Origin of the sequence: Achromobacter pestifer, assembly GCF_902859625.1 — a bacterium.
In the GTDB taxonomy this organism is placed as follows: Bacteria; Pseudomonadota; Gammaproteobacteria; order Burkholderiales; family Burkholderiaceae_B; genus Achromobacter; species Achromobacter pestifer.
In genome coordinates this window covers 317,931-336,801 of record NZ_CADIJX010000006.1, presented here as the reverse complement: position 1 = coordinate 336,801, position 18,871 = coordinate 317,931, and the positions used below count along the sequence as shown (strand labels likewise).

Below are 18,871 nucleotides of genomic sequence, written 5' to 3'. Positions count from 1 at the left end.
GCGGGCCATGACGCCGTGTACATGGCGCCCACCGGCCCCATCGGCATGATCTTCATCCCCTGCCTGAATGGCCGCAGCCACTGCCCCGAGGAATGGATAGAGCCCGCGCAGCTGCTGGACGGCACCCGGGTCCTGTACCAATCGGTGCTGGAACTGGACCGGGTGCTGCGCGGCGCCTGAACGCCGCACACCCATTCCGCGCCCGGGGGTATCGGCAACCCTTGGGCGTCGCGCTGCCATAATGAACGCCTTGCGCCCGCTTCGCCTGGCGCCCACGACACGCCCTTGCCGCCCATGGAACAGATAGAACTCAATGACAGCACCGCCGACCGCTTCCTGCTGGACGCGCCGGGCCTGACGCTGCTGGTCTTTCACAGCCGCACCTGCGGCACCTGCCGCATTGCGCGCGAACAGCTGCCAGGGCTGGAATTGCCCGTGGAACGGGTGTGCTGGGTGGACGCGGGCGACAACCGTGGCCTGGTGGAACGCTACGAGGTCTTTCACCTGCCTGCCATGTTCGTCACGCGCGACGGCGCCTTCTTCGGCCCCGTGCAATCCACCCTGGCCGAATGGGACCTGCGCCAACAGATCGGGCTGGCGCTGGACAGCTACCCCGCCGAACTGCCGTGAGCGCCCCCGCCGCCAAGCCCGCGCGCTTGCCGCTGGACGCGCTGGCCACCAGCGCCATGCTGGCCTTGTGCGTGTGCTGGGGGTTTCAGCAGATCGCCATCAAGCTGGTGGCGGACGACATCTCGCCCATCATGCAGATTGGCCTGCGCTCGACGTTCGCGGCGCTGGTGTTGGCGGTGGTGGTGTGGCGAACCGAAGGGGCGCGCGCGTTCCGCGACGGTACCGCCCTGCCGGGTGCGATCGTCGGCCTGCTGTTCGCCGTGGAATTCCTGTTCGTGGCGCAAGGCCTGCGCTACACCACGGCCTCGCACATGTCGGTGTTTCTGTATACCGCCCCCATCTTCGCCGCGTTGGGCCTGCACTGGCTGCTGCCCGAAGAGCGCATGCAGCCGCTGCAATGGGTGGGCGTGGCGGTGGCGTTCGGTGGCATCGCCGTCGCCTTTCTGGGAAAAGGCGGCCAAGCGGACTCTGCGGCAAACGCCGCCAACATGCTGCTGGGCGACGCCATGGGCTTGATGGCCGGCCTGCTGTGGGGCGCCACCACCGTTGCCATCCGCAAGACCTCGCTGTCCGAGGCTGCTCCGTCCAAGACACTGTTCTATCAGATGGCCGCCGCCTCGATCGTGCTGGTGGCCTACGCCGTGATGACAGGCCAGGACGGCATTCGCTACACGCAGGCCGCCGTGCTCAGCGTGGCGTTCCAGTCGGTGGTGGTGGCTCTGTCCAGCTACCTGGCATGGTTCTGGCTGCTGCGCCGCTACCTGGCGTCGCGCCTGTCGATCCTGTCGTTCATGACGCCGCTGTTCGGCGTGACCTTCGGCGTGTTGATCCTGGACGAACCGCTGGACCGCCATTTCGTGCTGGGCGCGGTCATGGTGCTGGCCGGCATCACGCTGGTCAGCGGTGCCGGGTTGCTGCGGGAAAAACTGCGCCGGCGCTGAACCGGCGCCAGACCCGCGCAACTTCAAGCCTGTTCAATCCGCCGTGGCGCCGCGCCCAGATTCAGCACGATCAGCGCCGCGCCCGCCAACACCAGGCCAAAGCCCCACCAGTCCAGCGCGCCCGGCCGGTCGCCCACCAGGGCCATCGCGCCCAGCACGCCCACAACGGGCACCATCAGCGTCGTCAGCGCGGCCACGGTGGCGCTGACCTTTTCGCTCAGCACGAACCACAACCAGTACGCCACCGCCGTGCCCAGAATGATGTGGAACGACAACGCTGTCACCACACGGCCGTTCCAGCCCTGCGTGGGAAACGATTCACCCGCGATCAGCATGCCCGCCATCGCACAACCCGCGCCCACGACCAGTTGCCAAGCCGTGACGACGATGCGGTGACCCGCCACCGGCCAACGCTTCAGGTAGACGGTGCCAGCGGCCCAGCCCAACGCGGCGATCAGCGGAAAGGCCAGGCCTTTCGTCGCCGCGATGTCATGATCGACGAAGACGGCGCGCAACACCGGCCACGCCAGGATCGCCACGCCCGTCGCGCCCAGCAGCAGCGCCACGGAACGGCGCCGGTCCAGGCGTTCGCCCAATACGGCCCAGGCCAGCACCGCCGACATCATCGGCATGGTGAAGGTCAGCACCGCCGCGCGTGAGGTACTGGTGCTTAATTGCGCCCACGCCACCGCCAGGTTGAACACCGCCACGGCCAATATTCCGCCCACGACGATGCCCGGCCACGAGGCGCGTGGCGGCAATAAATCCACCCGCTTGGCGCGTGCCAGCAGCAACAACAACACCGCGCCGCTACCCAGGCCCAATACGCGCAGCGTGAACGGCGGGAAGATCGACAAGATGATCTTCACCGCCGGCCAGTTCAGCCCCCAGAACAGGGCAAGCGCCACCGGGATCAGGCGCACGCGGCCTTTTCCTGGGCAGCCAGTTCCGCCAGGCCCTTGCGCTGATTGCCTTCGGCATCAAAATTCTCGGGATTCAACCAGCGCTCGTAAGCCGTGCGCAGCGCCGGCCATTCGCCATCGACGATTGAAAACCACGCCGTGTCGCGGCTGCGGCCCTTGTAGATCGTGGCCTGGCGGAAAACACCTTCAAACTGGAATCCCAGCCGCGCGGCGGCCTTGCGCGATGGCGCATTCAGGCTGTCGCACTTCCATTCGTAGCGGCGATAGCCCAGTTCATCGAAGGCGCGGCGCATCAGCAGGAACTGCGCTTCGGTCGCGATGCGGGTGCGCTTGAGCTGGCGTGAGAACGACACGAAACCGACTTCGATCACGCCGTTGGAGGGGTCGATGCGCATCAGCGCCAGCGTACCGATGGCGCGGCCCGTTTCCAGATCAATGATCGCGTGATGCAGCGGGTCATTGCCCGCCTGCGCGGACTCGGCGAACGCCCGATAGGCCGCTTCGTCGGCAAAGGGACCAATGCCCATGTAGGTCCAGTCACTGTCGTCCGGCGCCTGGCTGAACGCCTGATACAAGTCTGCGGCATGGCGTTCGGCGGACAGCGGTTCCAGACGGCAGTAACGGCCGATGGCGGGCGCAAGCGGCGGACGCGCGCGCGCGGTCCAGCCGGGAACGTCGGGGCCAATGGGTTGTTCAAAAGCGTTGACGCGGGATTGCATGCTACGAGGCCTCATCCAGGTTAGCGCGCGTCGCCGGCGGTGGCGGACGCAACACGCATGAACTCACGATATCGGATTCGTGGCATGATAAAAAGCACCACGTTCATTGAATTTAATAGGGCCATGACCACCCCTAGCCTGGGCCATCCCGCAGACGCCGCCTTGCTGTCCAGCCCGCTTGCGCGCGGCCCCGGGGCGTTGCCCCGTCAGCGCCAGCTGATCCAGCGGCTCAAGCAAGCCATCCTGGCCGGCCAATTGCCGGCCGGCGGCAAGCTTCCGTCATCCCGCGCGCTGTCCGAAGACCTGGATATTTCGCGCAACACGGTACTGATCGCCTACGAACAACTGACGGCCGAAGGCTATGTCATCGCCGACCGCCAAGGCACCCGCGTCGCCCCGTTGTCCGCGGCGGCCAGCAATGCCGCCAGACAGGCAGCGCCCCAGCCCGCCGCATCGACGTTCACCGCCAAGCGGTTGTCGCGCATTGTCTCCACGCGCTACCTGCACGACGGCTCATTGCCAATGACGCCTGGCACCCCGGCGCTGACGCAGTTCCCGATCAGCGCCTGGCGCCGCGCGCAGGACCGCGCCTTGCAAGCCGCCCCCGCCACCACGCTGGGCTACGGCCATCCCGTGGGCGAGCCCGCGCTGCGCGAAGCCATTGCCCAGTACCTGCGCGTATCGCGCGGCGTGCGCTGCGATGCCTCGCGCATCGTCATCACCGAAGGCGCCCAGGGCGCGCTAGCGTTGTGCGTGCAATTGCTGACCAACCCCGGCGACACCGCCTGGCTGGAAGACCCCGGCTACCGCGGCGCCAAGTCCGCATTCCACTCGGGCGACCTGGACGTCGTGGCGATGCGCGTGGACGCCGATGGCATGGTCATCCCCGATGACGCCTGGCACACCCGTCCACCGCGGCTGATCCAAACCACGCCCTCGCATCAGTACCCCACTGGCGCCGTCCTGTCGGTGACCCGCCGGCTGGACCTGCTGGAGCGCGCCCGGCGCGCAGGCGCGTGGATCATCGAAGACGATTACGACAGCGAATTCCGTCATCAAGGCGAGCCCATCGCCGCCATGCAGGGCCTGCTACCGGACGCTCCCGTGTTGTACGTGGGCACGTTCAGCAAGACGATGTTTCCCGCGCTGCGCCTGGGCTTCCTGGTGCTGCCCGAAACCATCGCGGCGCAAGCGATGCCTTCCGTCATTGAAATGCTGCGAGGCGGCCACCGCCTGGAACAACTGACGATGGCGGCCTTCATCGACAATGGCCAGTTCTCGCGCCATCTGGGCCGGATGCGGCGGCTGTACCGCGAACGCCAGGCCGCGCTGCGCGACGCGCTGGCCACGCATCTGAAGATCGACCACCAGGTGTTGGGCGGCCATAGCGGGCTGCATTTGACCGTGCGGCTGCCAACGGCGTTTTCCGATGTGGCGATCGTGGAACAGGCGCGCAAGCTGGGGATGAATCCGGGCGCGCTGTCATCATTCGCCATCACGCCCTTGCCGGAAGACAACGGGCTGGTGATCGGCTATGGCAACACGGCGGCCGAGCGCTTCCCGGCCCTGGTCGGCCGGATACGGGATATCGCGTTGGCGATCAAGCACTGACGCCGGCGTCGCCGGATTCCGGCGGCAGCACCTGGAACGCATCGGCCCCCGCACGGTGCGACATCGCTTCCAGGATGCGCCGCGTCAGCTCGGGCACCAGCGCGTGCGGCGGCTGTCCAGCCAGCGTCGCCATGCCCAGGTAATAGTCGATCTTCGGCCGGAACGGGCGGCACTCGATGCCCATGTCGCGGCACAAATGCGCAAACAGACCGTTCACGATCGACACGCCCAGCCCTTGCGCCACCAATCTGCACGCCATTTCGACGGAATGCACTTCAGCGCGTATCTGCGGCATCATCCGCGCCTGGCGGAACACCAGATCGATCTGATGGCGCAATGAGCGTTGGCGGCCCAGCAACACCAGGTCTTCCCCGATCAGATCGGCCGCCGAGATCGTCTCCTGCTTCAACAGGGCATGGCCCGGCGGCAAGATGCACACCGCCTCGGTCGCCAGCTGCAACACCATGTTCAAGCCCGAATTCATCGGCGGCGACCTGACCAGCGCCAGATCCGCCTCGCGGCCCAGCACGGCCACTTCACTGGTTTCATATGTCCCCACCAGTATCTCCAGCGCCACGTCAGGAAAATCAGACAGAAACACCTCCGTCACGTCGGGCATGACGCTTTGCGCCACCGTGCTGGGCAGTTGCACACGGATCAGGGTGCGGCGCAGGCCGCCCAGCCGCAACTGGTTCACGTGGCGGTGCAGCGATTCGGCGTCCGCGATCATGTTCTGCACGTCCGGCAGCAAGGCCTCGGCCTCGTTGGTGGGATGCAGCCGCCCTTTGCGGCGCACGAAGAGCGCCACGCCCAGGTCTTGTTCAAACTGGCTGAGCAGGCGGCTGACGGCCGGTTGAGAGGCGCCCAGCCGTTGCGCTGCCTCAATGGTGGAGCCGGTGGTCATGAAGGCGTGAAACGCCTCGAGCTGTTTGAAATTCATCGGGTCTCTTGGGGACGGCGCCGCCGAAGGAAGCGAACGGGAATAAGCCCCCGCAACTAGGGTTAACACCAAATTTCTCGCAAATCACATAGCCGCATGCGCGCTTCACATACGGTTGCCAGCGTTGCGGGATGGCCCGAACATTCGGCCACTACGGATTCTCCCCATTCATGAAGCCGTAATCAATACGCGATACCGCCGACCCGCCTCGGCCAAGGAGCCCCTGATGCGCATTCCCCTCTTCCGCGATCCCTGTCGCCGCGCCGCGCCATGACCGCCTTCATCATCCGCCGGCTCTGCCAAAGCGTCGTGATCCTGGCGCTGACTTCCTTGATCGTGTTCGCGGGCGTCTACGCCATCGGCGACCCCATCGAGATCCTGGTGCCGGCCGACGCATCGCAGGCCGAGATCGCGCAGGCCGTGAGCTCGCTTGGCCTGGACCTGCCGCTGTACCAGCAGTACCTCAAATTCGTCGGCAACGCGCTGCATGGCGACCTGGGCAATTCCTTCGTCTTCAACCAACCCGCCATCCAGCTCATCCTGCAACGCCTGCCCGCCACGCTTGAACTGGCGTTCGTGGCGTTGCTGCTGGCGCTGGCGATCGGGCTGCCGCTGGGGCTGGTGGCGGGCCTGAAGCCGGATTCGGCCCTGGACCGCGGCATCATGACGGGTTCCATCCTGGGATTCAGCCTGCCGAATTTCTGGCAAGGCATCATGCTGGTCCTGATTTTCTCGGTGACGCTGGGCTGGCTGCCATCGACCGGGCGCGGGCCCACTGGCGAGCTGCTGGGCATGCGCACCAGCCTGGCCTCGTGGGACGGTATTCGCCACCTGATCCTGCCCGCGCTGAATCTGGCGCTATTCAAGATCGCGCTGATCGTGCGCCTGACCCGCAGCGGCGTGCGCGAAACCATGCCGCTGGACTACGTGAAGTTCGCGCGCGCCAAGGGCTTGCGCGAATCACGGGTGATCTTCATGCACGTGCTCAAGAACATCATGATCCCGATCGTGACGGTCGTGGGCATGGAGTTCGGATCGCTGATCGCGTTTGCCACCGTCACCGAAACCATTTTCGCGTGGCCCGGCGTTGGCAAGCTGATCATCGACAGCATCATGAAACTGGACCGTCCCGTCGTCGTCGCCTACCTGCTGATCGTGGTGACCATGTTCATCGTGCTGAACCTGCTGGTGGACATCATCTATTCCGTCCTGGATCCCCGTGTCCGCGTGGGAGCTTCCGAATGAAAACCGCTTTCTCCAAAATCGGCTTGCCCAGCCGCGACACCACCTTCGGCCAGGCGCTGCACGGGGTGCTGGACAGCCGTCCGGCGACGGTAGCCGCCGTTGTCTTCCTGCTGCTGGTGCTGGCCGCCGTGCTGGCGCCTTGGATCGCACCGCAGAATCCGTATGACCTGGCCGCCATCACCATCCTGGATGGCCGCATGCCGCCCGGCAGCCATGGCGTCTATGGCGACACCTATTGGGTTGGCACCGATGCCCAAGGGCGCGACATGCTGTCGGCCATGATGTATGGCTTGCGCACCAGCCTTAGCGTCGGCGTGCTGAGCGGACTGTTCGCCATGGCCGTCGGTACCGTGCTGGGCCTGACCGCCGCTTACTTCGGCGGCCGCATCGATGCGCTGATCATGCGCCTGGTCGACCTGATGCTGGGCTTTCCCACCATCCTTGTCGCCCTGATGATGCTGGCCATCCTGGGCCAGGGCGTGGACAAGGTGATCCTGGCGCTGGTGGTCGTGCAGTGGGCCTACTTCGCCCGCGCCGTGCGTGCCACCGCCGTCGTCGAACGCCGCAAGGAATACATGGAAGCGGCGCTATGCCTGGGGCTGAGCCACCGGCGCGCGCTGTTCTCGCAATTGCTGCCCAATTGCATTCCGCCCGTCATCGTCATCGCGATGATCCAGACCGCCAACGCCATCGCGGCCGAAGCCACGCTCAGCTTCCTGGGCATCGGCCTGCCCGTCACCGAGCCGTCGCTGGGCCTGCTGATCGCCAATGGCTACCAACAGATGCTGGCGGGCCTGTATTGGATCAGCGTGTTCCCCGGCGTGCTGCTGCTGACCGTGGTCTTCACGATGAACATCGTAGGCGACCGCGTCCGCGAAGCGCTGAACCCGCGCTTGCAGAAATAGGACAACCCATGACTTCATCTTCCACACCCACCTTGTCCGTCCGCAATCTGCGCACCTGGTTCCACACCCGCGCCGGCGTCGTGCGCGCGGTCGACGATGTGAGCTTCGACGTCCACCCCGGCGAAATCCTGGGGCTGGTGGGCGAATCAGGCTCGGGAAAATCCATCACGGGCTTCTCGATACTGGGCCTGATCGACCCACCAGGCCGCATCGACGGCGGGCAGATCCTGTTCAAGGGCACCGACCTGGCGACCTTGTCCAAGGAAGAGTTGCGCCAGTTGCGCGGCAACCGCATCGCGATGGTGTTCCAGGATCCGATGATGACCTTGAATCCGGTGTTCCGCATCGAAACCCAGATGGTCGAAACCGTGCGCACGCATGAGCGCTGTAGTCACAAGGCGGCCTGGGCACGGGCGCGCGACACCTTGGCCGCAGTGGGCATTCCGTCACCCGCCGAACGCATGAAGGCCTATCCGCACCAGTTGTCCGGCGGCATGCGGCAGCGCGTGGCCATCGCGATCGCCATGCTGCACAAGCCGGACCTGATCATCGCCGACGAACCGACGACCGCGCTGGACGTCACCATCCAGGCGCAGATCCTGGCGGAAATGCAGAAACTCTGTGCAGAGACCGGCACGTCAATGGTTTGGGTCAGCCATGACCTGGCCGTCGTGGCCGGCCTGGCCGACCGCGTGTGCGTCATGTATGCCGGGCGCGTCGTGGAATCCGGCGACACGGACAACATCCTGGACCATCCACGGCATCCCTACACCATCGGCCTGATTGGCTCGGTGCCCAGCAACGAACACATGGGCGACCGGCTCTACCAGATCCCGGGCATGGCTCCGTCGCCGTTGGCGCTGCCCGCCGGCTGTGCCTTCAACCCGCGCTGCGCGCACGCCACCGACCGCTGCCGCACGGAACAACCGCCCATCAGCGTGGCCGGCATCCGCACGCACCGCTGCTTCCACCCCCAGACAGGAGCCCTCTCGTGAACGCGCCGATCCTGATGCAAGCCCGCGAGGTATCGCGCCTGTTCGTGAAGCGGCCCGATTACGCCGAACGGCTGGCCGGTTGGCTGGGTGCCAAGGTGGCCTCGCATACCGTGCACGCGGTGGACCGGGTGGACCTCACCATCCACCAAGGCGAAGTGGTGGGATTGGTGGGCGAATCCGGCTGTGGGAAGTCCACGCTGGGCCGCGTGCTGGCCGGCATCCTGCCTGCCACGTCGGGAACCATCCAGACGCCCGCCGGGGAATTGCGCAGCCTGACGGGCCAGGCGGCACATGCCCAACGCATGGCCACGCAGATGATTTTCCAAGACCCGATGTCATCGCTGAATCCGCGCAAGCGGGTGCGCGACATCATTGGCGAGGCGCCACTTGCCAACGGCATCATCGCGCGGCGCGACTACGACGATTATGTGGTCGATGTGATGCAGCGCGTGGGCCTGGACCCCGACTACCGCAATCGGTTCCCGCATCAGTTTTCGGGCGGCCAGCGCCAGCGCGTGGGCATCGGCCGGGCCTTGGCGGTGAAACCAGAATTCCTGATCTGCGATGAATCGATCGCTGCGCTCGACGTGTCGATCCAGGCGCAGATCCTCAACCTGTTCATGGACCTGCGCCAGGACTTGGGGCTGACATATCTGTTCATCAGCCACGACCTGGGCGTGGTCCAGCGCATCAGCGACCGCACCGTCATCATGTACCTGGGCCGCATTGTCGAAACCGGCCCCACGGCTGAAGTCTTCAAGGCGCCCCGCCATCCGTACACCCAGGCGCTGCTGGACGAAGTGCCGCGCCTGTCGAACCGCAAGCGCCGCTTCCACGCCATCAAGGGCGAGATCCCATCGCCCTTGAATCCGCCCGCCGGCTGCCATTTCCACCCTCGCTGCCCGCGCGCCATCGCGCGCTGCAAGACGCAAGCCCCAGCGCTGCAAACCGTGGGGGCCGTTCACCAAGCCGCCTGCCACCTGCTGGATGACGCGGCATGACGCACGCCGCGACCATAAGGAGCCTCTTCCCCATGAAAGCCATCCCCCTGCTGTTGCGCGGCGTGCTGGCGCTGGCGCTGGCCGCCGCAGCCACCGGCGCCCTGGCCCGTCCGCTGCTCACCATTGGCCATTCCAGCGAACCCTCATCCATCGATCCGCTGTTCTCCCGCACCGGCAACAACCAGGCCGCCGCCGAGAACATCTTTGAACGGCTGGTGTCCGTTGACGAGAACATGCAGATGCAGCCAGGCTTGGCCGTGTCATGGAAGACGCTGGACCCGACCACCTGGGAGATCCGGCTACGCGCCGGCGTCACGTTCCACGACGGCACGCCCTTCTCCGCCGACGACGTGGTGTTTTCGCTGGAGCGCGCGCCCACCGTGCCCAACAGCCCAGCCCCATTCACGGGTGCCGTGCGCGCCATCGCCCACATCGACGTGGTCGATCCGTTGACGCTGCGCATCCGCACCAAGGCGCCCACCCCCGACCTCATGGAACAGATCGGACTGGTCTACATCCTGTCGCGCCACGCGGCCGAAGGAAAGCGATCCGAAGACTTCAATTCGGGCGTGGCCGCTGTCGGGACCGGCCCCTATGTATTCAAGCGCTGGCAGCCCGGCGATAGCCTGGAGTTGGCGCGCAACGAACATTACTGGGGCCGCCGCCCGGATTTTGATCGCGTGGTGATCCGGTACATCGCCAACGACGCCGCCCGGATCTCTGCCCTGCTGTCCGGTTCGGTCGACCTGATCGACAGCGTGCCCCCCACCGACGCCAAGAACCTGAAGAACAAACCGGGCTACACGCTCTATCAATCGCCCTCGGCCCGCCTGATCTACCTGGCGCTGGACTCGGCGCGCGACACCAGCCCCTTCGTGACGGACGCGAACGGCAAGCCCATGCACGTGAACCCGTTGAAGGACGTGCGGGTGCGCCAGGCCATTTCAAAGATGTTCATGCGCGAGCCCATCACCACCCGCCTGCTTAGCGGGGCCGGCGTACCCGCCGGGCAGATGGTGCCGGAAGGGCTGGGCGGCTATTCCCCCGCGCTGCCCGCCCCCGCCTACGACCCGGACGGCGCACGCGCGCTGCTGGCCCAGGCCGGCTACCCGAATGGCTTTGGCCTGACGCTGCATTCCTCCAACGATCGCTTCGCTGGCGACAGCGATCTGGCGCAAGCCCTGGCGCAGATGATGGCGCGCGCCGGCCTGCGCATCAACGGCGTGGTCACGCAGCCCTATAACGTCTACGCGGGCGCCAGCGGCAAGCAGCAGTACAGCGCGTTCATCTTCTCTTACGGCAACAACACGGCGGATTCGTCCAACGGACTGACCAATGTGTTGGCGACCCATGACAAGGCGGCCGGCACGGGCGCCTTCAACCGTTCACGCTATTCCAACCCCGAACTGGACCGCCTGCTGGGCCAGGCCGCCCAGGAATTCGACGCCACCAAGCGCGATGCGCTGCTGCGCCGTGCCGCCGAGGCTGGCTTCAACGATGTCGGCATCGTGCCGCTGTATTTCCCGGTGGCCTTCTGGGCCGCCCGCAACGGCACGGTCATGCGCGCCAACAAGCTGGAACGGACTTCACTACTGTACATACAGGAAGCAAAATGACGCCCCCCGTCGACACTCTTACCGCACCGCTCGCCGTGCACGTGCTGACCGACCAGATGGTCCGCATGCGTGATGGCGTGCGGCTCGCCACCGACGTGCATCTGCCCGCGGGTTATCGCCCTGGCGTGGATGCGCCGCTACCCGTCATTCTTGAGCGCACGCCTTACGGCAAGGCCGATATTTCACGTTCCGAACAGATCGACGGCCAACTGGGCGTGCCGCGCCCCGACGTGGCGCGCTACTTCGTCAACCACGGCTTTGCCGTTGTGTTCCAGGACTGCCGCGGCCGCTATGGGTCCGAAGGCCAGTTCACCAAGTACCTGTCGGAAGGCCCCGACGGCTTCGATACGCTGGCCTGGATCGCGGACCAACCCTGGAGCAACGGCAAGGTCGGCACCATGGGGCTGTCCTATGCGGCCCACACGCAACTGGCGCTGGCCTGCTTGAATCCGCCGGGGCTGGCTTGCATGGTGCTGGATTCCGGCGGCTTCTCCAACGGGTATCAATGCGGCATCAGGCAGTCTGGCGCGTTTGAGCTCAAGCAAGCCACCTGGGCCTTCAAGCAGGCCAAGCTCAGCCCGGCCGCGCAGCAGGATCCCCTGGTGCTGGCGGGGCTGGAGGCACAGGACATCCGCCAGTGGTTCACGCGCATGCCTTGGCGGCCAGGACATTCGCCGCTGGCGCTGGTGCCCGAATACGAGGACTACCTGTTCGAACAATGGCGAGCCGATGCCTTCGACGATTCCTGGCGCCAGCTGGGCATCTACGCGCAAGGTTATTGCGACGCCATCCCCGACGTGCCCGTGGTACTGATGTCCAGCTGGTACGACGCCTATGTCCGCAGCACGCTGGAAAACTACGCGGCCCTGACCGCTCGCGGCCGCAACGCCTCGGTCCAGCTCGTCATGGGACCATGGCTGCATGGCGACCGCAACACCACCCACAGCGGCGATGCCGAATTTGGTCCGGCCGCCGCCTTTGACGGCCACGTCGCGACCGATTGGCTGGCGTTCCGCCTGTCGTGGTTCCGGCGCTGGCTGCAAGGCGAATCGCCCGCATCGACCGACTCCCCCGAGGCACGCCTGTTCCTGATGGGCGGCGGCAGCGGCCGGCGCTTGGGTGATGGCCGCTTCGACCACGGCGGCCAGTGGGTGCGCGCAAACGCCTGGCCCGTGCCTCAAGCGGCCGCCACGCCCCTGTACCTGCACGCGGACGGCCGCTTGGACGGCACGGCGCCCGAGTCGCCGGATGCGCGCGTGCGCTATCAGTCCGACCCGCGCCTGCCCGTGCCCACCATCGGCGGGTCATTGACATCGGGCCAGCCCGTGTTCGTGGGCGGCGGCTTTGACCAACGTGAAGACGAACGCTTTTTCGGCGTGCAACAACCCGGCCTGCCGCTGGCGTCGCGCGACGACGTCGTGGTGTTTCAAAGCGAGCCGCTGGAACGCGACGTGGCGGTCGTCGGCCCCGTCACCGTCAAGCTGTTCATCTCGTCCGACTGCCCGGATACCGACTTCACGGCCAAGCTGATCGACGTCTACCCGCCCAGCGAAGACTATCCACAAGGCTATGCCTTGAATCTGACCGACGGCATCTTCCGCTGCCGTTTCCACGCGAGCTGGGAACAGGCCTCCCCGCTGGAACCCGGCCGGGTCTACGAGATCACGATCGAACCCTTCGCCACCTGCAACCTGTTCAAGCGCGGCCACCGTATCCGGCTGGATATCGCCAGCAGCAATTTCCCCAAGTACGACGTCAATCCCAACAGCGGGGAAACGGCGGCCGACGCGCGGGAGAAACGCATCGCACTGAACACGTTGCACCTGTCGTCCCGGCACGCTTCCCACGTCACCTTATGCCTGGCTGACCCGCAGTCGCTGACTCCGTTGGTCCCCGACGCCATGCCGGGCTAAGCCGCCACCGCCTTGCCTTACCCTCGGCCGCCCGCGCCTTGCGCCGGTGGCAGGGGCCTCTTTTGTCCTTTTTTCCATCATCAATAGGGGGATCCTCCATGAAAAGAATGATCAGACACCGACGCACCTTGGGCGCCGCCTTGGCGCTGTCCTGCCTGAGCCCGGTGCAGGCCGCGGAGACAAGCGCCGTCACGCTGTATGGCCTGGTCGACCTGGGCATGACCTATGAACGCAAGAATGGGGAATCCAGCCTGCGCCAAAAAAGCGGCAACCAGTCGGGATCGCGTTGGGGCTTGCGCGGCGCGGAAGACCTGGGCAATGGCTACAAGGCGGTGTTCCGCCTGGAAAGCGGCTTCAACGCCAACAACGGCACCGAAGCCCAAGGCCGGATGTTCGGCCGCTGGGCCTACGTGGGGCTGGCCGGGGATTTCGGCGAAGTGCGGTTGGGCCGGCAATGGGTCTACGGATTTGAATGGGCGGCGGTGGGTTCGCCATTTGGCAGCGGCTGGGGACAAAGCTCCAACAACGCCAGCCTGGGTTACAACGACGGCGATTTCGGCGCGGGAGGCCGGGTCAACAATGCCGTGTTCTACACCACGCCCAACATGGGCGGGCTACAGGCCGGCCTGGGCTACAGCTTTGAAGCCCACGACGGCAGCGCCTTCGCCACCGACGCGCACGACCGCGTGCTGACGGCGGGACTGCGCTACACCAAGGGCCCCATCGCCACGGCACTGACCTACGAACGCCTGAATCCGAACGCGGCCCAGCCCGGCAAGAAGATCGCGACCAACCTGCAAGCGGCGGGCTCCTATGACTTTGAATGGGTAAAGGTCCACGCGACCTACGGCAACCTGCGCAATGCCAATACCGGCCCATCGGCCGGCTACGATCGCGTCAATTCCTTCATAGGCGGCGTCAGCGTGCCGGTCGGAAAGTCGGGCACGGTACTGGCTTCGTATCAGCGCGCCACAAGTTCGGACATCACGGGCTGGGCGCTGGGTTATCAGTACGACCTGTCCAAGCGCACCAATCTGTACGCCTACGCCAACCGCCTGGACATCCGTGAATCGCACACGCTCCAGACCTCGATCGGGATCCGGCACCTGTTCTAACGGTGCCGCGCGGACTAGGGCCTGGCCCTAGTCCACCAGCCCGCCCAGCACCAGCACGGCCAGGAACAACCAGAAGATGAAGCCCACGATGGCGCGGCGCAGCAGCGCCTTGATCGCGGCCCAGAGGAACATCAGGCCCAGCACCAGCAAGACGAAGTTGAAGATCGACGGGCTCATGCCCATCGCGCCCGCCAATCCGGAATAGAAGTCGCCCAAAGCGCCGCCCAGGCCGCCCAACAGCCACTTGATCCCCCCGACGATGCCGCGCAGCGCCTCGCCGAGCATGCCGCCCAGCGATGCGAAAAAACCGCCTTCCGGCGCCATCAGCGGCGCGTGTCCATGATCATGCGCACGGCCAGACCGGCCAGCACGGTCCCCATCAGCCAGCGCTGTATCACCATCCACAACGGACGGCCCGCCAGGAAACCGGCGATCGATCCCGCCGTGATGGCGATGACGGCGTTGACCGACAGGCTGACCGCCACCTGCGTCATGCCCAGCACCAGCGATTGCGTGAATACGCTGCCGTGGTCGGGCTGGATGAATTGCGGCAGCAGCGACACATACATGACCGCGATCTTGGGATTCAACAAATTGGTCACAAGGCCCATCGTGAACAGCGTGCGCGGGCTGCTTTTGGGCAGTTCCCGCACTTGGAACGGCGAACGGCCTCCCGGACGGATCGCCTGCCATGCCATGTACAGCAGATACAAGGCGCCGCCGATGCGCAATGCGTCATAAGCCACGGGCACCGTCAGCAGCAATGCCGTGATGCCAAACGCCGCGCAGCAAACATAGAAAATGAATCCGACCGCCACGCCGCCCAAGGAAATCAACCCCGCCTGGGGCCCCTGCGAAATGGAGCGCGACACCAGGTAGATCATGTTGGGCCCGGGGGTAAGCACCATGCCCAGGGCAACCAGGGCGAAAGTCAGCAGATGAGTCAGGTCGGGCATGATGAGCCGGCGGGCGCCGGACGAAATTCAATGGGATGCGTGTACGTTATCCCAAAACTGTATCGGAACAGGGATTATTTGTCGCCGGGCCGCCTCAAGACAAGAACCGCCCTCCTGGGCGCGGCAAGCTCACCAAGCAGACGCGGTGTTGAAGGCACTTTTCCGATGATCTCAAATCGTCGGATTGGCGTATCGCGGATACGACAATCCCGCCGGCGCAACGCCCCGATTCGGGCCTTCATGCTTTACGGCAACGGGTTGCCGGCGATACAGTGGATTGGTTCGTTCGATTGCATGGAGCACCTGGACATGCCGCATCGTCACCCGTCCGTGGTGGATAGGCCCCCCATCATCCGCGTCGGCATTGGAGGCTGGACTTACGCTCCCTGGCGTGGCCCTTTCTACCCGGAAGGCCTGCCGCATGCGCGAGAACTGGAATATGCCAGCCGCCAGCTCACCGCCATCGAAATCAACGGCACCTATTACAGCACCCAGAAACCGGCCACGTTCGCCAAATGGCGCGACGAAACGCCAGACGAATTCGTCTTTTCCTTGAAGGCATCGCGCTACGCGACCAACCGCCGAGAACTGGCGGGGGCCAAGGATTCCATTCAGCGCTTTGTCAACAGCGGCATCGCTGAACTGGGGCCGAAACTGGGCCCGGTGATCTGGCAGTTTGCCCCCACCAAGACCTTCAACGCCGTCGATTTCGGCGCCTTCCTGGCGTTGTTGCCGGACAAGGTTGACGGCCTGCCGCTACGGCATGTGCTGGATGTTCGCCACCCCAGTTTTGCCTGCGACGAATACCTGGAGCTCGCCCGTCGCCACCATGCGGCCACCGTCTACACCGACAGCGAGGACTACCCGGCCATCGCCGACCGGACGGCCGATTTCGTCTACGCCCGGCTGATGCGCGCCAGCGCCACCTTCAAGGCGGGCTACGCGCCGAAAGTGCTGGATGCCTGGGCAGAGCGGCTGCACACCTGGGCGCGCGGCGCCGACCCGGCGGACCTGCATCGCATTGGTCCCGACCCGTCCTCGGCCGCACGACCGCAGGATGTCTATGCGTTTTTCATCAATGGCGCGAAAGAACGCGCGCCGGCTGCGGCGCGCGCCATGATCGAACGCCTGTAGGGCGGCCTCTCATTACAACGGCATTGATTACAACGCCATTGATTACTGCGTCATTGATTACTGCGCCACTGGCGTGCGCAGGGTAACGAACTCCTCGGCAGCCGTGGGATGGATGCCGATGGTGTCGTCGAAGACCTGCTTGGTCGCGCCGGCCTTCAACGCCACCGCAATGCCCTGCACGATTTCGCCTGCGTCGGGGCCCACCATGTGCACGCCCAGCACGCGATCCGTCTTGGCGTCCACGACCAGCTTCATCAGCGTCTTTTCCTGCGACTCGGTCAAGGTCAGCTTCATGGGGCGGAAACGGCTTTCAAAAAGCTTGACCTCGTGGCCGGCCCCACGTGCTTCTTCCGTCGTCATGCCCACCGTGCCGATGTTCGGCAGGCTGAACACGGCGGTCGGGATCAGCTTGTAGTCCACCTTGCGGTATTCCTCGGAGCGGAACAGGCGACGGGCCACCGCCATGCCTTCGGCCAGCGCCACCGGCGTCAGCGGCACGCGGCCGATCACGTCGCCAATCGCCAGGATGGACGGCTCGGCGGTACGGTATTCGTCGTCCACCTCGATGAAGCCATCTTTCTTCAATTTGACGCCTGTGTTCTCCAGGCCCAGGTTGTCCAGCATCGGCCGGCGGCCGGTGGCGTAGAACACGCAATCCGTCTGGATGACCGAACCGTCTTTCAGCGTGGCGGCCAGCGTGCCGTCGGCCTGTTTGTCGATGCGCGTGACTTCGGTGTTGAAGCGCAAATCAATGCCTTTCTTGACGAGCTCGTCGCGCAGGTGTTCGCGCACGCCCTGGTCAAAGCCACGCAGGAACAGCGGGCCGCGGTAGGCCTGGATGGTCTGCGCACCCATGCCGTTGAAGATCGACGCGAATTCCACCGCGATGTAACCGCCGCCCACGACCAGCACGCGGCGCGGCAGCGCCTTCAGGAAGAACGCCTCGTTCGAGGTGATGGCGTGTTCCTTGCCCGGAATATCGGGCACCTGCGGCCAGCCGCCGGTGGCCACCAGAATATTGGCGGTGGTGTGGCGCTGGCCATTGATCTCGACCGTATGCGGGTCGACGATGCGGGCGTGGCCTTCCAGCAGCGTGACGCCGCTATTGACCAGCAAGTTGCGATAAATGCCGTTAAGACGCTCGATTTCGCGATTCTTGTTGGCGATCAGGGTGGGCCAGTCGAACGAGGGTTTGCCGGCCGTCCAACCAAAGCCGTGCGCCTGTTCAAAATCCTCGCTGTAGTGAGCGCCGTAGACCAGCAGCTTCTTGGGCACGCAACCCACGTTGACGCAGGTGCCGCCCAGGTAGCGGCTCTCCGCCACCGCCACGCGCGCGCCAAAGCCCGCCGCGAACCGGGCCGCGCGCACGCCGCCTGAGCCTGCGCCAATCACAAACAGATCAAAATCGAATGCCATGGTGTTTCCTTCGCGAGAAGCCCTGCGGCCTCGCGTTCACTGTCCGGGAAAACCATATTTAACACCACCCGGCCACCGGGCCTGCGCGCAGGGCATTCCCAACGCAGGGTGATTGGCATACAGTCAGTGGCCAGGCTGCCCCGCAGCCGCCCTCACCCTTACTGGAGCGCGTGTCTCATGTCATTTGAAACCTGGCTGGCCTTTCTGGGCGCCTCGGCTCTGCTGGTGATGCTGCCCGGCCCCACCATCCTGACCGTCATCAGCTATTCCATCACGCATGGCAAGCGCGCGCGCCTGCCTCTGGTGGCCGCCGTGACGCTGGGCGACTCCACCGCCCTGGTGCTGTCCCTGGTGGGCCTGGGCACGCTACTGGCGGCGTCGGCGTTCTGGTTCACGGTAGTGAAGACCGTCGGCGGGCTGTATCTGCTGTATCTGGGTTTCAAGCTGCTGCGCGCGGGCGTGGCGCCAGCCACCCTGCCCGAGGCCACGGCTGCCGGATCGCGCTGGAAGCTGTTCACCAACACCTATCTGGTGACGGCGTTGAATCCCAAGGGCATGATTTTCTTTGTCGCCTTCCTGCCCCAATTCATTGACCCGACCGGCGACGTGACGCGCCAACTGTGGATGTTGTCGGCCACGTTCGTCGCCTGCGCCGGCATCAACGCCACCGCTTACGCCATCTTCGCAGGGGCCGCGCGCCGGCTGCTGACGTCGCCCCGGGCGCAGCGCGGCTTCAACCTGGGTGGCGGCGCCATGCTGTCCGCCGCAGGCATCTGGGCCCTGCTGGCACGCCGGGTCTAGGCCAGCCGCT

The 18,871-nt window shown here is 65.4% G+C and carries 19 protein-coding genes; 13 read left to right on the top strand and 6 right to left on the bottom strand.

Translation table 11 applies throughout. The annotated features are described in order from the left end of the window. From HV753_RS23420 to HV753_RS23410, 3 genes are all read left to right on the top strand, one after another. Positions 1-180 (top strand): M20/M25/M40 family metallo-hydrolase (locus tag HV753_RS23420; protein ID WP_175176967.1); only part of this gene is annotated, 180 nt, incomplete at its 5' end. A 114-nt stretch (positions 181-294) separates the two neighbouring features. Further along, positions 295-630 (top strand): thioredoxin family protein, encoded by a 336-nt coding sequence (locus HV753_RS23415; protein WP_175176966.1) that lies wholly within the window; start codon positions 295-297, stop codon positions 628-630. Between the two features lie 56 nt (positions 631-686). Further along, complete coding sequence (locus HV753_RS23410) at positions 687-1,571, top strand: DMT family transporter (RefSeq protein WP_246288376.1); 885 nt, start codon at positions 687-689, stop codon at positions 1,569-1,571. A gap of 23 nt (positions 1,572-1,594) precedes the next feature. On the opposite strand, the gene HV753_RS23405 is transcribed toward HV753_RS23410, so the two are convergent. After that, positions 1,595-2,494, bottom strand: coding sequence for a DMT family transporter (locus HV753_RS23405; RefSeq protein ID WP_175176964.1), 900 nt, complete (start codon positions 2,492-2,494; stop codon positions 1,595-1,597). Beyond that, the gene (locus HV753_RS23400) at positions 2,485-3,213 is read right to left on the bottom strand and encodes a GNAT family N-acetyltransferase (protein ID WP_175176963.1); all 729 of its coding nucleotides are present in this window, start codon (positions 3,211-3,213) and stop codon (positions 2,485-2,487) included. The genes HV753_RS23405 and HV753_RS23400 overlap by 10 nt, the downstream gene beginning before the upstream one ends. Positions 3,214-3,336: 123 nt before the next feature. Here HV753_RS23400 and pdxR point away from each other — a divergent pair, with 123 nt between their 5' ends. Next, positions 3,337-4,824, top strand: a complete 1,488-nt coding sequence (pdxR, locus tag HV753_RS23395) for a MocR-like pyridoxine biosynthesis transcription factor PdxR (RefSeq protein WP_246288368.1) — start codon at positions 3,337-3,339, stop codon at positions 4,822-4,824. Here pdxR and HV753_RS23390 read toward each other — a convergent pair. Next, positions 4,814-5,764 carry a LysR family transcriptional regulator gene (locus HV753_RS23390; RefSeq protein WP_175176961.1) on the bottom strand — a complete coding sequence of 317 codons (951 nt, stop codon included), beginning with the start codon at positions 5,762-5,764 and terminating at the stop codon, positions 4,814-4,816. The two genes, pdxR and HV753_RS23390, sit on opposite strands and share 11 nt — an antisense overlap. 270 nt (positions 5,765-6,034) lie before the next feature. Here HV753_RS23390 and HV753_RS23385 point away from each other — a divergent pair, with 270 nt between their 5' ends. From HV753_RS23385 to HV753_RS23355, 7 genes are all read left to right on the top strand, one after another. Beyond that, the gene (locus HV753_RS23385; protein ID WP_175176960.1) at positions 6,035-7,009 is read left to right on the top strand and encodes an ABC transporter permease; all 975 of its coding nucleotides are present in this window, start codon (positions 6,035-6,037) and stop codon (positions 7,007-7,009) included. Next, positions 7,006-7,914: an ABC transporter permease gene (locus HV753_RS23380; RefSeq protein ID WP_175176959.1), complete on the top strand. Its 909-nt coding sequence runs from the start codon at positions 7,006-7,008 to the stop codon at positions 7,912-7,914. Before HV753_RS23385 ends, HV753_RS23380 begins: the two co-directional genes overlap by 4 nt. Positions 7,915-7,922: 8 nt before the next feature. After that, positions 7,923-8,909: an ABC transporter ATP-binding protein gene (locus HV753_RS23375; RefSeq protein ID WP_175176958.1), complete on the top strand. Its 987-nt coding sequence runs from the start codon at positions 7,923-7,925 to the stop codon at positions 8,907-8,909. After that, positions 8,906-9,910 (top strand): ABC transporter ATP-binding protein, encoded by a 1,005-nt coding sequence (locus tag HV753_RS23370; protein WP_217481493.1) that lies wholly within the window; start codon positions 8,906-8,908, stop codon positions 9,908-9,910. The genes HV753_RS23375 and HV753_RS23370 overlap by 4 nt, the downstream gene beginning before the upstream one ends. A 32-nt stretch (positions 9,911-9,942) precedes the next feature. Beyond that, on the top strand, positions 9,943-11,526 hold the full coding sequence (locus HV753_RS23365; RefSeq protein ID WP_175176957.1) for an ABC transporter substrate-binding protein: 1,584 nt from the start codon (positions 9,943-9,945) through the stop codon (positions 11,524-11,526). Further along, positions 11,523-13,439, top strand: a complete 1,917-nt coding sequence (locus tag HV753_RS23360; RefSeq protein WP_175176956.1) for a CocE/NonD family hydrolase — start codon at positions 11,523-11,525, stop codon at positions 13,437-13,439. The genes HV753_RS23365 and HV753_RS23360 overlap by 4 nt, the downstream gene beginning before the upstream one ends. Before the next feature lie 107 nt (positions 13,440-13,546). Then, positions 13,547-14,554: a porin gene (locus HV753_RS23355; RefSeq protein WP_246288367.1), complete on the top strand. Its 1,008-nt coding sequence runs from the start codon at positions 13,547-13,549 to the stop codon at positions 14,552-14,554. 27 nt (positions 14,555-14,581) lie between these two features. On the opposite strand, the gene HV753_RS23350 is transcribed toward HV753_RS23355, so the two are convergent. Both HV753_RS23350 and HV753_RS23345 read right to left on the bottom strand, forming a co-directional pair. After that, positions 14,582-14,878 (bottom strand): hypothetical protein, encoded by a 297-nt coding sequence (locus HV753_RS23350; protein ID WP_175176954.1) that lies wholly within the window; start codon positions 14,876-14,878, stop codon positions 14,582-14,584. Further along, positions 14,878-15,510 carry a LysE family translocator gene (locus HV753_RS23345; protein WP_054422234.1) on the bottom strand — a complete coding sequence of 211 codons (633 nt, stop codon included), beginning with the start codon at positions 15,508-15,510 and terminating at the stop codon, positions 14,878-14,880. Before HV753_RS23345 ends, HV753_RS23350 begins: the two co-directional genes overlap by 1 nt. 309 nt (positions 15,511-15,819) lie before the next feature. Between HV753_RS23345 and HV753_RS23340 the strand changes: the two genes are divergently transcribed. Beyond that, positions 15,820-16,644 carry a DUF72 domain-containing protein gene (locus HV753_RS23340; protein WP_175176953.1) on the top strand — a complete coding sequence of 275 codons (825 nt, stop codon included), beginning with the start codon at positions 15,820-15,822 and terminating at the stop codon, positions 16,642-16,644. Positions 16,645-16,701: 57 nt separating this feature from the next. On the opposite strand, the gene gorA is transcribed toward HV753_RS23340, so the two are convergent. Next, entirely contained in the window at positions 16,702-18,060 is a 1,359-nt protein-coding gene (gene gorA / locus HV753_RS23335; RefSeq protein ID WP_175176952.1) for a glutathione-disulfide reductase, read from the bottom strand. Positions 18,061-18,237: 177 nt separating this feature from the next. On the opposite strand from gorA, the gene HV753_RS23330 reads away from it, so the two are divergent. After that, the gene (locus tag HV753_RS23330) at positions 18,238-18,861 is read left to right on the top strand and encodes a LysE family translocator (RefSeq protein WP_175176951.1); all 624 of its coding nucleotides are present in this window, start codon (positions 18,238-18,240) and stop codon (positions 18,859-18,861) included. The last annotated feature ends 10 nt before the right edge of the window (positions 18,862-18,871 follow it).

Coding starts and splice junctions, on each gene's coding strand:
- HV753_RS23415 (WP_175176966.1), top strand. CDS start 295: ATGGAACAGATAGAACTCAATGACAGCACCGCCGACCGCTTCCTGCTG.
- HV753_RS23410 (WP_246288376.1), top strand. CDS start 687: ATGCTGGCCTTGTGCGTGTGCTGGGGGTTTCAGCAGATCGCCATCAAG.
- HV753_RS23400 (WP_175176963.1), bottom strand. CDS start 3,213: ATGCAATCCCGCGTCAACGCTTTTGAACAACCCATTGGCCCCGACGTT.
- pdxR (WP_246288368.1), top strand. CDS start 3,337: ATGACCACCCCTAGCCTGGGCCATCCCGCAGACGCCGCCTTGCTGTCC.
- HV753_RS23390 (WP_175176961.1), bottom strand. CDS start 5,764: ATGAATTTCAAACAGCTCGAGGCGTTTCACGCCTTCATGACCACCGGC.
- HV753_RS23385 (WP_175176960.1), top strand. CDS start 6,035: ATGACCGCCTTCATCATCCGCCGGCTCTGCCAAAGCGTCGTGATCCTG.
- HV753_RS23380 (WP_175176959.1), top strand. CDS start 7,006: ATGAAAACCGCTTTCTCCAAAATCGGCTTGCCCAGCCGCGACACCACC.
- HV753_RS23375 (WP_175176958.1), top strand. CDS start 7,923: ATGACTTCATCTTCCACACCCACCTTGTCCGTCCGCAATCTGCGCACC.
- HV753_RS23365 (WP_175176957.1), top strand. CDS start 9,943: ATGAAAGCCATCCCCCTGCTGTTGCGCGGCGTGCTGGCGCTGGCGCTG.
- HV753_RS23360 (WP_175176956.1), top strand. CDS start 11,523: ATGACGCCCCCCGTCGACACTCTTACCGCACCGCTCGCCGTGCACGTG.
- HV753_RS23355 (WP_246288367.1), top strand. CDS start 13,547: ATGATCAGACACCGACGCACCTTGGGCGCCGCCTTGGCGCTGTCCTGC.
- HV753_RS23350 (WP_175176954.1), bottom strand. CDS start 14,878: ATGGCGCCGGAAGGCGGTTTTTTCGCATCGCTGGGCGGCATGCTCGGC.
- HV753_RS23345 (WP_054422234.1), bottom strand. CDS start 15,510: ATGCCCGACCTGACTCATCTGCTGACTTTCGCCCTGGTTGCCCTGGGC.
- HV753_RS23340 (WP_175176953.1), top strand. CDS start 15,820: ATGCCGCATCGTCACCCGTCCGTGGTGGATAGGCCCCCCATCATCCGC.
- gorA (WP_175176952.1), bottom strand. CDS start 18,060: ATGGCATTCGATTTTGATCTGTTTGTGATTGGCGCAGGCTCAGGCGGC.
- HV753_RS23330 (WP_175176951.1), top strand. CDS start 18,238: ATGTCATTTGAAACCTGGCTGGCCTTTCTGGGCGCCTCGGCTCTGCTG.